Consider the following 13,457-nt stretch of genomic DNA (forward strand, 5'->3'; position numbering starts at 1 on the left):
TATGCCGGACCGGGATATTGCCGCGCGCCTGCGCCGGGTGATCGCGCATCACGGGCCGATCACCGTGGCGCAGTTCATGGGCGAATCGAACGCGCATTATTACAGCACGCATAACCCTTTCGGGCGCGATGGCGATTTCATCACCGCGCCCGAAATCAGCCAGATGTTCGGTGAACTGGCGGGCCTGTGGCTGACCGATATGTGGGCGCGGGGCGGGGCTTCCCGTGCGGCGCATTATGTCGAATTGGGGCCGGGCCGGGGCACTCTGGCACGGGATGCCTTGCGCGCGATGAACCGCTTCCAATGCCGGCCCGATATCCATCTGGTCGAAGGATCGGAAGCCTTGCGGGCGGTGCAGGATCAGGCGGTGGAAAATGTAACCGCGCATCAGGATCTCTCTACACTGCCGGATGATGGGCCCTTATTGCTGATTGCCAATGAATTTCTGGATGCTCTGCCGATCCGCCAACTGGTGATGACGGAGAATGGCTGGCGTGAGCGTATGGTTGCGCTGGAGGGGGATGCCTTCGTTTTTATCGCCGGTGACAGACCAATGGATGCCGCCGTTCCGGTGCATCGGCGCGATGCAAAGGCAGGGAACATCATAGAAACCTGCCCGGCAGCCGCTGCGGTGGTGGATGAGGTGGCGCGCCGGCTGGCCAAACAGGGCGGGGTGGCGCTGTTCATTGATTATGGCTCTGCGCAGGAGCGTAGCGGATCAACGCTGCAGGCGGTGCGCGCGCATGGCAAGGTGGATGCGCTGGCCATGCCGGGGGATGCGGATCTGACCGCGCATGTCGATTTTTCCGCCATGGCTGAAGCTGCCCGGCAGGGCGGGGCTCACTGTCTGGGCATTGCGGATCAGGGGGACTGGCTGCGGGCCATGGGGATCGAGCAACGCGCGGCCATGCTGGCCAAGGCCGCGCCTGACAAAGCGGATGAGCCCCGAATTGCGATGGAGCGGCTGTGTAACGCTGATCAGATGGGCACTCTGTTCAAGGTTATGGCGCTGACCGGGCCGGGCTGGCCGCAAGATGCGGCAGGCTTTTCGGCGTGAGCGGGCCAGGCTTTCCCAGATATATGCTTGAGGTCCGGTCCGGGGCTGCGGCCTGACCCGCGCGCTTAGTCGATCTGCTCCGCCAGCCATTGGGCCGCTTCGCGCGGTGACTTCTTATCCACCTCACGATCAACCGCATAATTCGCTTCTCGCATTGTTTCGACGTCAATCGCGCCGATCAGCGGCTTCAGAGCATCGACAAATCGCGCATCTTCTGCGCGCGACGGGGTGATCAGCAACAGCGCGTCATAAGCGGGCAGCGCTCCTTTGGGGTCCGTGAGTACGCGCAGCCGATCGGCGGCGATCCGGCCATCGGATGAAAAGGCGGCGATCACATCTGCCTCTCCGCCGGTCAGCGCATCATACATGAAGGTGGCGGTATATTTGCGCTGGTCTGCAAAGCGCAAACCATAGGCTTTCTGCACCGCGCGCCATTCCGGCCGTTCGAAAAACTCGACATCGCCGCCCACTGCCAGCGAGGGGGCGGACGCTGCCAGATCCGTCAGGGAGGCGACTCTCAATACTTCGGCGCGATCCTCCTTCATGGCGAAGGCATAGGCATTTTCGAAACCCAGCGCACCCAGCATCAATGTGCCGGAATTGTCCGCTTCCCACTGGCGGATCTCGTCGATCATCTGCGCGCGGGGCGGTGTCTCGCCGCGCTGCATTTCATTGGCCCAGATGGTGCCAGCATAATCGACATACACATCAATCGCGCCGCTGGTCAGCGCACCGTGAATGACGGCGGAGCCCAGTCCTTCCCGATATTGCACCGCATAGCCCGCATTTTCGAGCCGCTGCCCGATCAGCCGGGCCAGCGTGAATTGTTCGGAGAAATTCTTGGACCCGATCACCACCACGTCGCGCGATCCGTCCCGCGTGGAAATACCCGCACCGATAATGCCGATTGCCGCCAGTGCGAGCCCCAGAAAAACGGCGAGCCTGCGGCGCTTGCGAAAGCCCCATTCGACGAGGCCGAGCAGTCCGTCCGCAATCAGTGCCAGCGCGGCCGATGCGAAACAGCCCGCCAGCACCAATGCCCAGTTTTGCGTTTGCAGGCCGGCAAAAATCGGGTCGCCCAGGCTGGTTTGCCCGATTGTGGTGGCCAGAGTGGCAGCGCCAATGGTCCAGACCGCGGCGGTGCGCAGACCCGCCATGATGAAGGGGGCGGCCAATGGCGCCTCCACCAGGCGCAATTTCTGCCATGCGGTCATCCCCACGCCATCGGCCGCTTCCAGAATGCCGGGGTCGAGATTGGTGAGCGCGGTTACGGCATTTCGCAGCACGGGCAGCAAGGCATAGAGCGCCAGCGCGAGCAGGGCAGGCAGGAACCCCAATGTCGGCAAAGAGGGTCCGAAAACCGACCGCAGCGCCAGCAGGAGGGGAAAGAACAAGGCCAGCAGAGCGAGGGCGGGCACGGTCTGCACCAGACTGGCGAAACCGAGTGCTATCCGCGCGACATTGCGCGACCGGCTGGCCCAGACGGCCAGTGGCAAGGCAAAGGCCGTGCCCAGCGCCAGCGCTGCCGCGCTGAGCAGCACATGCTGCGCCAGAGGGTCGCCAAGACGGGTGAGCGCGGTGATAAATGCGTTCATGGTGTCAGGTCCGCCAGCGCCCGCGCCTGAGCGCGGGGGACCGCCACCAGTGCCTGCGCAACATCGCCGCCATCCCCGGCCAGCAATTGCCGCGGCGTGGTATCCGCCACGATCTGGCCCTGATCCATCACCAGCACCCGGTCTGCCAGTAGCAAAGCCTCCGCCATGTCATGCGTGACCATGATGGTGGTCAGCTTCAGCTGACGATGCAGCTCACGCACTTTTTCGCCCAGCGCATCGCGGGTGACAGGGTCTAATGCGCCGAAGGGTTCATCCATCAGCAGGCCATGCGGTTCGCCCGCCAGCGCGCGGGCCACGCCCACACGTTGGCGCTGGCCCCCTGACAATTCCGCCGGCATGCGGCTGGCCATGGCGGGATCAAGCGCGACGAGTTCCAGCAATTCCTCAATGCGCGCGGCGCTCAGGCGCGATTTTTCAAGCCTCGGGCCGATGCCGATATTTTCGGCGATGGTGAAATGGGGAAACAATCCGATCCCCTGAAAAACATAGCCGAGCCGCCGTCGCAGGCGGGCTGGGGCCATCGCACTGACATCCATTCCCTCCAGCGCGATCTGGCCCTGGCTTGGCTCAATCAGTCTGTTGACCATTTTCAGCAGCGTCGATTTGCCGGACCCTGATGCACCGACCAGAGCCACGAAGCTCCCCGGCGTGATCGAAAGGGCGACTGATTTGACCGCGATCGTTTCGCCATACCGCTTCCCCACATTGTCGAAATGGAGGAAGGGAATGTGGGGATCAGCCATCAGGCGAGTCTAAGCCGCGATGGCCTTCTTGGATAGGCTTAGCTCCACGACGAGGCCGTCTTCGCTCCAGCGGCGCTCCCATGATCCGCCCAGCTGGCCGGTTACGCTCATTTCGACCAGCCGCGATCCGAAGCCATCTGTCGGCATCGTCTTGGGCGGCGGGCCGCCATGTTCTTCCCATAGCAGAACCAGCAAATCGTCATCCTGATCGGATACGGACAGCTCAACAAAACCATCCTCAACCGACAAGGCGCCATATTTGGCGGAATTGGTTGCCAATTCGTGGAATACCAGCGCCAGCGGGGTGGCGCTGCGGGCCAAAATCCCGAAATCATCGCCCACCACGCGCACTCTTGCACCGTCTCCGGTGCCATAGGGGGCAAAGAGTTCCTGCAACAGCCCGCGCAGATTGTCACTCGCCGCACCGTCCACCGGGCGCACGAAATCATGTGCACGTCCCAGGGCGCGGATGGTCTGAATGAGTTCATCCCCCAGTTCGCGCTGATCCGGGCGTTTGCGAATGGTCAGAGAGATCAGGCCGGACACCACGGCGAAAATATTCTTGATCCGGTGCGACAATTCGCGCGCCATCAGATCGCGGCTGTCCGACAATTTGTGTACGGCATCGATATCCACGGCGGAGCCGAACCAGCGGATGATCTTGCCTGTATCATCGCGCACCGGAATGGCCCGGGCCATCATCCAGCGGAAGCTGCCATCGGCATGGCGCAGCCGGTGTTCTGCCTCATAGGGTTCGCCGGTCGTGAGTGAATGCCGCCAGGCTTTGTCGGCCGCCTCGGCATCTTCGGGATGGATCGCATCGATATTATCGGCGCGTTCGATCCCGGTAAACTCGATCATCCGGCGGTTGAAATAATCGAAATTACCCTCCGCATCGGTGGACCAGGCAATCGCCGGTATCGAATCCACCAGAGTGAGGAATTGTCCTTCTTTGCCCTTGATTTCTTTTGCAGCGAACAGGGCATCCCGGTGGCCCTGCATCCGGCACATCACGGCCTCTGCGAGAACTTTGAGCCCCTGTTTCTGGAGCGCGTTCAAACCATCAGGGCGCGGTTTCGTATCGATCACGCATAGTGCGCCCAATGGCGATCCATCATTCGCATGCAGTGGCTGACCGGCATAAAAGCGGATCTGCGGCCCACCTTGTACGAGAGCGTTCTTCGCAAAACGATCATCCTGCGTGGCGTCGCGGATCTCCATCAGCTCGTCATCAAGCATGGCGTGTGCGCAGAAAGACACGCTGCGGGGCGTTTCTTCGTCTTCAAGCCCTTCACGGGCGATGAAGCATTGCCGCTCGCTTTCAACCAGACTGACGATTGCCGTCGGCACGTCGCACAGTTTCGCGGCGAAGTGCACGATACGCTGCAATTCAGGGTCGCCGCTTAGTTGCGTGGCGTGATAATCGGCCAGAGTTTCCAACCGGCGTGCTTCGTTGATAACTGGCAGCGGATTGCCGCTGCCTGATCCGGTTTTCGCTTCTGTCACGTGAGACCCTCCGAGTGGTGGAGTTAGTCGAAAATTGCGGGATTTCAATTGGGAACCCGAGATTATCGAGAGATTTTTGTTTCCTTTGGACAAAGTTCCAATTGTAAGCAGTTTGCCCTGAGGCGCGGGATCGTTACAACACACCGTGAGAGGAAAATACAAATGAAAGCAACGCCTGAATTTGACTTTGCCCTGACGGAAGAAGCGGAAATGATCCGTGACAGCATCGCCCGTTTTGCCGATGAACGGATTGAGCCGCTGGCAGAAGAGATCGACCGCGACAGCCGCTTCCCAATAGAATTATGGCCGGAAATGGGCGCGCTGGGATTGCACGGTATCACGGTGGCGGAGGATGATGGCGGGCTGGGCCTCGGCTATCTCGAACATGTCGTCGCCATTGAGGAAGTCAGCCGGGCAAGCGCTTCGGTGGGCTTGAGTTATGGTGCCCATTCGAACCTGTGTATCAATCAGATTGCGCGCTGGGGCAATGATGCGCAGAAGGCCAGACATCTGCCTGGGCTCATTTCCGGCGACCATGTCGGCGCGCTGGCGATGAGCGAACCCGGCGCGGGCTCCGACGTGGTTTCGATGAAATTGCGCGCCACCAAGACCGACGGCGGTTACCGTCTGAATGGCACCAAATTCTGGATTACCAATGGCCATGATGCGCAAGTGGTGGTGGTCTATGCGAAGACCGATCCCGATGCCGGATCACGCGGCATCACGGCCTTTCTGGTGAAAAAGGACTTTGGCGGTTTCAAGCCTGCGCAAAAGATTGAAAAGATGGGGATGAAGGCATCGCCCACGTCTGAGCTGGTCTTTGACGATTGCTTTGTGCCGGATGAAAATGTGCTGGGCGAAGTCGGTCAGGGCGTGAAAGTGTTGATGAGCGGGCTGGATTATGAACGGACCGTGCTGGCCGGGGTGCAGCTGGGCATCATGCAGGCCTGTCTCGATACCGTTATCCCCTATGTTCGGGAGCGGTCGCAATTCGGCAAGCCGATTGGCACGTTTCAACTGATGCAGGCCAAGGTCGCGGACATGTATGTCGCGCTGCAATCCGCGCGGGCTTATACCTATGCGGTGGCGCGCGCCTGCGATGCCGGGCGAACCACGCGGTTCGATGCTGCGGGCGCAATCCTGCTGGCAAGCGAGAACGCTTTTCGTGTTTCCGGAGAGGCGGTACAGGCATTGGGCGGGGCGGGTTATACCACCGACTGGCCGGTGGAGCGGTATTTGCGCGATGCCAAGCTGCTGGATATCGGGGCGGGCACCAATGAAATTCGCCGGATGCTGATTGGCCGCGAACTGATCGGTGCGGCATGAGCGCGCCAGTGTTGACCAGCCAGCTTGATCTGGCTGATCCGGAAGCGATTGCCCGCGCGGCGCATAATCGTGCACTGGTGCAGGAATTGCGCGACAAGGTCGCGCAGGCCGCGCTGGGAGGGTCCGAAAGAAGCCGGGAGAAACATGTCGCCCGCGGCAAGATATTGCCGCGTGAACGGGTTGCGCGTTTGCTTGATCCAGGCTCTCCCTTTCTGGAGATCGCACAGCTGGCAGCCAATGGCTTGTATGGGGATGAAGTCGCCGGCGCTGGCGCAATCGCGGGCATCGGCCGTGTATCTGGCCGTCAGTGCATGATCCTGGCCAATGACGCGACGGTGAAGGGCGGCACCTATTATCCGATGACCGTGAAGAAACATTTGCGGGCTCAGGAAATCGCCCAGGAAAACCACCTGCCCTGCCTGTATCTGGTGGATAGTGGCGGCGCCAATCTGCCGCATCAGGAAGAGGTGTTTCCTGACCGCGACCATTTTGGACGGATCTTCTATAATCAGGCCAATATGTCCGCACTCGGCATCCCGCAGATTGCCTGCGTGATGGGCAGCTGCACTGCCGGGGGGGCCTATGTCCCGGCGATGAGTGACGAAACGGTGATCGTGCGCAATCAGGGCACGATCTTTCTGGCTGGACCACCGTTGGTCAAGGCGGCGACCGGGGAGGAAATCAGCGCCGAGGATCTTGGCGGCGGTGATCTTCATGGCCGTACATCCGGCGTGGTCGACCATGTTGCTGAAGATGATGCCCATGCACTGACGATCCTGCGGGATATTGTCAGCCATCTGGGAGACAACCCAGAGCATCAAACGGGCAGCCATGACGTGGTGCCGCCCAAATTCGCGCAAGAAGACCTCTACAGCATCATCCCCGATGATGTGCGCGCGCCCTATGATGTGCATGAAGTGATCGCGCGGCTGGTGGATGGCAGTGAATTTCACGAATTCAAAAGCGCTTATGGCAATACGCTGGTTTGCGGTTTTGCCCGTATCTGGGGCCGCGAGGTGGCAATCCTGGCCAACAATGGCGTGATCTTTTCCGAAAGCGCGCAAAAGGGCGCCCATTTCATAGAGCTGGCGTGTCAGCGCCGCATTCCCTTGCTGTTCCTGCAGAATGTCTCCGGCTTCATGGTCGGTGGCAAATATGAAGCTGAAGGGATCGCCAAGCATGGCGCCAAGCTGGTGACGGCGGTTGCCACAGCGCAGGTGCCCAAGATCACCGTGGTGATCGGCGGGTCTTTCGGTGCGGGCAATTACGGCATGTGCGGACGCGCCTACTCGCCGCGTTTCCTCTTCACATGGCCCAACGCGCGGATCAGCGTGATGGGCGGCGAACAGGCGGCCAGCGTGCTGGCGACCGTCCACCGTGATGCGGACAGCTGGAGCGAGGAAGAAGCCGAAGCCTTCAAAGCGCCCATTCGCGAGAAGTATGAAAACGAAGGCAATCCCTATTATGCGACAGCGCGGCTGTGGGATGATGGGGTGATTGATCCGGCACAAACGCGTGATGTGTTGGGACTGGCTTTGGCTGCAGCATTGGAGGCGCCGATTCCCGACCGCGCGCAATTCGGAATTTTCAGAATGTAGCGATTTTGAAACCATGCCCGGCTTCGCTCATTGAAGAGAAATAATCTCGAAGGAGGATTTGATGCGTTTTGGAATTGCTATGGCCGTAACCCTTCCTGTGGCACTGGGCCTTGCCGCTTGTGGTGACACGACTCCAGCGGGCGAGGCCACCCCAGAACCGGTGGAAGAAACTGCGATGCCGCTGGATGAAGTGCCAGTGAATCTGCCGCAGGTTCCAGCCAATTCCCTGACGACCATCAAATATTACGGGAATTACAGTCAGGATGGCGAAGGTGGCAAAAGCACGCTGCGCCTGAATGAAGATGATACCTATGAATATACCGCGCCTGATGGAACGGTCACCTCCGGCAAATATAAGCGGATGGACGACAACAACCGCATCCTGATCGAGGATTTCGACGGCAAGGCCGGTGTTTTCTCCATCGCCGATGGGGCGATTTACCGGCTTGAGAATGAAGACAGCATGCCGAGTGAGATCACGGTAGAAGGCATGTATCGCAAGGATGATACAGACATGCAGGGCGGTCCGGGTGCGACCACCAATACGATCGCAGATAAAAAAGACTGAGCAGTGATGCTGGCAGGGGCGCGTTGCATGCGCCCCTGCCACATCCTTTAGAGCTTAAAGATGCGCGCTGCCGACTATCTCGGTAGCGCGTTCCTGTATCGGGGCCTCACGCGGCGGCGTCACTTTCAGCCAGGCCTCCAGCGCTTCCAGATCGCTCAAGCCAATCTGCCGGTCTGTGCCCAGTTTGAAGCCGGAGAACCCATCCCCCCCTTCGGCGAGAAAATTGCTGACCGTCACACGGTAGGTCTGGTCCGGTTGCAGCGGCGCGCCCATCAGGGACAGGCTGACGATGCGCTGCCCTTCGGCGCGGGACCGGTCGAAAGTGAAGTCAAACCCTGCTGAGGGTGAGAGGATCTGCACCTCATCCCTGTCATCGGCCAATTGCTCTTCCAGCACCTGACGGATCTGCGCGCCCGTCAGGGTCATCGTCACCAGCACATTGCCGAAGGGTTGCGTGCGGAAAATCTGCCCGAATGTCAACGCGCCATCGGGGGATGGCCGCAAGGGTGCACGCACGCCGCCGGGATTCATGAAGGCGATCTGCGCCCCGTTCTCGCGGGTCGCGGCAAGCTGCGCGTCGGCAATCAGCCGCCCCAGTGCACCGCCGCGTTCGTAATCATCGCTTTCTTCCAGCGTTTGCGACAGATGGCCTGCGGGCCGGTCTTCGAAAGCCTGCGCCGCATCGACATAGCGCGCGACATACTCCTTCACATCTGCGCGCGGCGCCACGGGCGGCAAAGAGGCTTCAATCGGTGTGTCGCCAAAGGCGGGGGAGCGAACCGCTATATTCTCCGCGCTCTTGCTGAGCACATCACCGCTTTGCGGATCGATAGACAGGTTGATGTCGGTCGCCAGAATGCCGTGGAAGCCGGCGCTGGTCAGCAGGAATTCCTTGCTGCCATCGCCGCTTGGCCAGTCACAGATATATTGCCAATGCGTATGGCCCGATATGATCACATCCACGCGGCTGTCGAGCTTGGGCAGAATCGGCAAAAGTGGCCCGGCGGCATCGGCGCAGCCATTGGGCTGGGATTTCGGGTCGGTCAGGATGCCTTGATGGATCAGCACCACAATCGCATCCGCACCGGCTTCGTCCAATGCGGTGGTGGCACGGTTGATGGTTTCCGCCTCATCTTCAAAGGTCAGCCCGGCCACGCCCCCCGGGACGACCAGCTCTGCCGTTCCTTTCAGGGTGAGGCCGACAAAACCGATGGTCACGGCATTCGGCGCTTCTCCGAACGTGCGCAGCGCCGTGCCCGGAAAAACGGTTGAGCCGTCGGCCATCCGGACATTAGCGGCCAGATATTCGTAAGAGGCGCCGGCGAAATCCGGCTCAACCGCGCAGGGCTCCCGATTGGCCAATTTCTCGCAGCCGCCATTCTGCAAACGGCGCAATTCCTGCCAGCCGCGATCAAATTCGTGATTGCCAACGGCCGTCAGATCCAGCCCGATGCGGTTCATCACGCCAATTGCGGCTTCGTCCAGAAAAAGGGAGGATGCGAGCTGAGATGCGCTGGTCAGATCGCCTGCCGCTACTGTCAAATTGTAAGGGTGACGGGCCCGCAATTCATCGATGGTTGTCGCCAGCCACGCAGCCCCGCCGGCGGGGACTTCGGCCACAGTGCCATTGTCCAGTTCAACTGAGACTGTGCGGCCTGGTGGCTCGAGCGCTCCGTGAAAGTCATTTATCGCGATTAACCCGACTTTGACGGGAGATGGTGAATTCAGGTGCTTGGAAAATGAACCGATTTCAGTATCTTGTGCGGCACAGCCTGAGAACAAAACAAGCAGGCCCGCGAGGATGAACGAGGCTTTCATAAACCAATCCTGTTCCAGCCAAGGTAAGGAATATTCGCCTATTCCGGTAAGGGGAGAGGCCTCTGCTTTCGTTAAAGGTAGTCAGCAAAGTGAACAAGACGGGCGTAAAAAATACATGTGATGGAGCCGCAGAGGGAACTTACGAAAAGTTGCTGAGAGGCGATTTCGTGCCTGATATCTGGCTGACGGGGATGACGGTTATTGTTGGTCGCCGCTGGCGGGCAATTGTGGATGAGCATTTGCGTGCCAACCGGCAAAGTTCGGCGCGGCTGGAGGTGTTGGCGACAATTCTGGTGGCGCCACCACTTAGCCCGCAGGTTGAAATTGCGCGCCGTATGCGGATTGAGGGACCGACGCTGACTCGCCTGCTCGATTCCTTGCAAAATGAAGGGTTCATCGAAAGACTGCCGGATCCAAAGGACAAACGGAACCGGTTGTTGGGGCTTACTCCGGCGGGCACGGCTGCGCTGGAGGAAATGTTAGCCATCACCGATCGCTTGCGGGAACGGCTGGTGGCCGGCCTCAGCGATAACACGAAAACGGTAATAGTCACCGCGATGGAAGAAATGCTCGACCGGCTTGATGCCGGCCTCCCGGCGCGCAACCCGCGTGCGGAGAGCGAACAAGTGCCGCTTAGCTGATCAGCACCCTGGGCCAAAGCGCGGCGCCGCTTGGGACGGCCGCGCTTTGTTTTTCCCTGGGTAGATTGGCTCAGACGTCAAGATTGGCGACGTTGAGCGCGTTCATCTGAATGAATTCGCGGCGCGGTTCGACCACATCACCCATCAGACGGGTGAAGATTTCGTCCGTCACGTCCGCATCTTCGATCTTCACCTGCAGCAAGGCGCGATTTTCGGGGTCCAGCGTGGTTTCCCACAATTGCTCGGCATTCATTTCGCCCAGACCTTTATAACGCTGCACTGCCAGGCCCTTGCGTCCGGCGGCCATCACCTGTTCCAGCAGAACGGTCGGCCGGGTGATGGCATTTTCGTCCGTGGGCAGCGGCAAATCGGTGTCTTCTTCACCGCTGGTGGCATCAGCAGCATCGGCCGCGCCGCCGCGAATGAAGCGGGTTGGCGTTTCATAGACATCCGCATGTTCCTGCGCGCGGGTGTGAAGCTTGCGGGCTTCAGCACTGGTCAGGAAGGGGGCTTCGATCAGGTGAACATCGGTGACGCCGCGCCAGACCCGGTTAAAGCGGATGGAGCCGTCTTCGGTGATTTCGCCGGTCCATTTGGAGTCTTCATCCACCATTTCCAGCTTGTTGGCTGCGTGAGCGAGTGCCTCTTTACGCGCCGCATCGCTGATATCGGGGGCAAGCGATCCGGTGAGGGCCATCGCTTCAATAATGGATGAGTCATATTTGCGCGGCACGAAGCTGAGCAGATTCTTCAGCCGCAAAGCATGTTCGACCAGCGCCTGCAATTCGGCACCGGCGCGTGCACCGCCAGCGGTTTCCAGAACCCGGCCCTGCAGCCCAGCTTCCACCAGATAGCGGTCCAGCGCGCCCTGATCTTTTAGATATACTTCGGACCGGCTCTTGCTCACCTTAAATAGCGGCGGCTGAGCAATATAGAGATGCCCGTTGCGGATGATTTCCGGCATCTGGCGATGGAAGAAGGTCAGCAGCAAGGTCCGGATATGCGCACCGTCGACATCGGCGTCGGTCATGATCACGATCTTGTGATAACGCAGCTTATCCAGGTTGAATTCGTCGCGTATGCCGGTGCCCATCGCCTGGATCAGCGTGCCGACTTCCTTGGACGAGATAATCCTGTCGAAGCGTGCGCGTTCGACATTCAGGATCTTACCCTTCAGTGGCAGAATCGCCTGCGTCTTGCGGTCACGGCCCTGTTTGGCCGAACCGCCGGCGGAGTCCCCTTCGACCAGGAAGAGTTCGGATTTGCTGGGGTCGCGTTCCTGGCAATCGGCCAGCTTGCCGGGAAGCGAGGCAATATCCATCGCACCTTTACGGCGGGTCAACTCGCGCGCTTTACGGGCCGCTTCACGTGCGGCGGCCGCATCGACCACCTTTTGAATGATGTTGCGGGCTTCCTGCGGATTTTCCTCCAGCCATTCGCTCATCTTCTCGCTCATCAGGCTTTCCAGCGGCTGACGCACTTCGGAGGAAACCAGTTTGTCCTTGGTCTGCGACCCGAATTTGGGATCAGGCAGTTTGACCGAGACGATGGCAGTCAGACCTTCACGCATGTCTTCGCCCGAAAGCGAGACTTTTTCTTTCTTCAACGCGCCCGAGCGGTCGGCATAGCCATTCAGAGTGCGGGTCAGTGCTGCGCGGAATGCGGCCAGATGGGTCCCGCCGTCACGTTGAGGGATATTGTTCGTGAAGCACAGGACGTTTTCGTAATAGGAATCATTCCATTCCAACGCGACTTCGATGCCGATCCCGTCCTTCTCGGCGGAAATGGCAATTGGCGCGGGAATCATCGCCTGCTTGTTGCGGTCGAGATATTGTACGAATGCCGCAATACCGCCTTCATAATACAAATCATGTTCGGCAATTTCTTCGCTGCGACGGTCGCGCAGCAGGATGTGAACGCCCGAATTGAGGAAAGCGAGCTCGCGGTAGCGGTGCTCAAGCTTCGTAAAATCGAATTCGTTCACGTTCTTGAACGTGTCGGTAGAGGGCATGAAGGTAACGCGCGTGCCGGTTTTATCCGGCGGGCAGTCTTCCTGCTCGACCAGCGGCGCGACTGTGTTGCCGTGCTCAAAACGCATCCAGTGGACCTTGCCATTGCGCCAGACGGTCAGTTCCAGCCATTCGGACAGCGCGTTCACGACCGAAACACCCACACCGTGCAAGCCGCCCGAAACCTTATAGGCATTATCGTCAGAGGTGTTTTCGAACTTACCGCCCGCGTGCAGCTGGGTCATGATGACTTCGGCAGCGGAAACGCCTTCACCCTTATGCATGTCGACTGGAATGCCGCGTCCGTTATCTTCAACGGAGACAGAGCCATCAGGGTTGAGTTCGATCAGGACGAGATCGCAATGTCCCGCAAGCGCTTCGTCGATCGCATTGTCGGACACTTCAAAGACCATGTGATGCAAGCCGGAGCCGTCATCCGTATCGCCGATATACATGCCGGGCCGTTTGCGAACTGCATCCAGTCCTTTGAGCACCTTGATGCTGTCAGCTTCATACGTGGGTTTGCGGGCAATTTCGTTATTTTCGTCCATTGGACCTATATAGGCGCGCAAAGC

At 59.7% G+C, this 13,457-nt stretch carries 10 protein-coding genes; 5 read left to right on the forward strand and 5 right to left on the reverse strand.

The window, feature by feature from the left end; all coding sequences use genetic code 11:
* Position 1 precedes the first annotated feature (1 nt).
* Positions 2–1,057 carry a class I SAM-dependent methyltransferase gene (locus GRI91_RS08820; protein ID WP_160736273.1) on the forward strand — a complete coding sequence of 352 codons (1,056 nt, stop codon included), beginning with the start codon at positions 2–4 and terminating at the stop codon, positions 1,055–1,057.
* A gap of 65 nt (positions 1,058–1,122) precedes the next feature.
* On the opposite strand, the gene GRI91_RS08825 is transcribed toward GRI91_RS08820, so the two are convergent.
* From GRI91_RS08825 to GRI91_RS08835, 3 genes are read right to left on the reverse strand one after another with little or no spacing between them, the layout of a single operon-like run.
* A complete protein-coding gene (locus GRI91_RS08825; protein ID WP_160736274.1) occupies positions 1,123–2,652 on the reverse strand; it encodes an ABC transporter permease/substrate-binding protein in 1,530 nt (509 codons plus the stop codon).
* Positions 2,649–3,416 (reverse strand): ATP-binding cassette domain-containing protein, encoded by a 768-nt coding sequence (locus GRI91_RS08830; protein WP_160736275.1) that lies wholly within the window; start codon positions 3,414–3,416, stop codon positions 2,649–2,651. The genes GRI91_RS08825 and GRI91_RS08830 overlap by 4 nt, the downstream gene beginning before the upstream one ends.
* 9 nt (positions 3,417–3,425) lie before the next feature.
* Entirely contained in the window at positions 3,426–4,922 is a 1,497-nt protein-coding gene (locus GRI91_RS08835) for a PAS domain-containing protein (RefSeq protein WP_160736276.1), read from the reverse strand.
* 162 nt (positions 4,923–5,084) lie between these two features.
* Between GRI91_RS08835 and GRI91_RS08840 the strand changes: the two genes are divergently transcribed.
* From GRI91_RS08840 to GRI91_RS08850, 3 genes are all read left to right on the forward strand, one after another.
* Positions 5,085–6,248: an acyl-CoA dehydrogenase family protein gene (locus tag GRI91_RS08840; protein WP_160736277.1), complete on the forward strand. Its 1,164-nt coding sequence runs from the start codon at positions 5,085–5,087 to the stop codon at positions 6,246–6,248.
* Positions 6,245–7,846: a carboxyl transferase domain-containing protein gene (locus GRI91_RS08845; RefSeq protein WP_160736278.1), complete on the forward strand. Its 1,602-nt coding sequence runs from the start codon at positions 6,245–6,247 to the stop codon at positions 7,844–7,846. The genes GRI91_RS08840 and GRI91_RS08845 overlap by 4 nt, the downstream gene beginning before the upstream one ends.
* A 61-nt stretch (positions 7,847–7,907) precedes the next feature.
* Positions 7,908–8,414: a copper resistance protein NlpE gene (locus GRI91_RS08850; protein WP_160736279.1), complete on the forward strand. Its 507-nt coding sequence runs from the start codon at positions 7,908–7,910 to the stop codon at positions 8,412–8,414.
* 54 nt (positions 8,415–8,468) lie between these two features.
* Here GRI91_RS08850 and GRI91_RS08855 read toward each other — a convergent pair whose 3' ends face one another.
* Positions 8,469–10,232 carry a bifunctional metallophosphatase/5'-nucleotidase gene (locus GRI91_RS08855; RefSeq protein WP_160736280.1) on the reverse strand — a complete coding sequence of 588 codons (1,764 nt, stop codon included), beginning with the start codon at positions 10,230–10,232 and terminating at the stop codon, positions 8,469–8,471.
* A gap of 167 nt (positions 10,233–10,399) precedes the next feature.
* Here GRI91_RS08855 and GRI91_RS08860 point away from each other — a divergent pair, with 167 nt between their 5' ends.
* Positions 10,400–10,873 (forward strand): MarR family transcriptional regulator, encoded by a 474-nt coding sequence (locus GRI91_RS08860; RefSeq protein WP_160736281.1) that lies wholly within the window; start codon positions 10,400–10,402, stop codon positions 10,871–10,873.
* Between the two features lie 70 nt (positions 10,874–10,943).
* Here the strand turns inward: GRI91_RS08860 and gyrB are convergent, their stop codons facing one another.
* Positions 10,944–13,433 (reverse strand): DNA topoisomerase (ATP-hydrolyzing) subunit B, encoded by a 2,490-nt coding sequence (gene gyrB, locus GRI91_RS08865; protein WP_160736282.1) that lies wholly within the window; start codon positions 13,431–13,433, stop codon positions 10,944–10,946.
* Between the last annotated feature and the right edge of the window lie 24 nt (positions 13,434–13,457).

This window comes from Altericroceibacterium endophyticum (assembly GCF_009827595.1).
Lineage (GTDB): Bacteria > Pseudomonadota > Alphaproteobacteria > Sphingomonadales > Sphingomonadaceae > Altericroceibacterium > Altericroceibacterium endophyticum.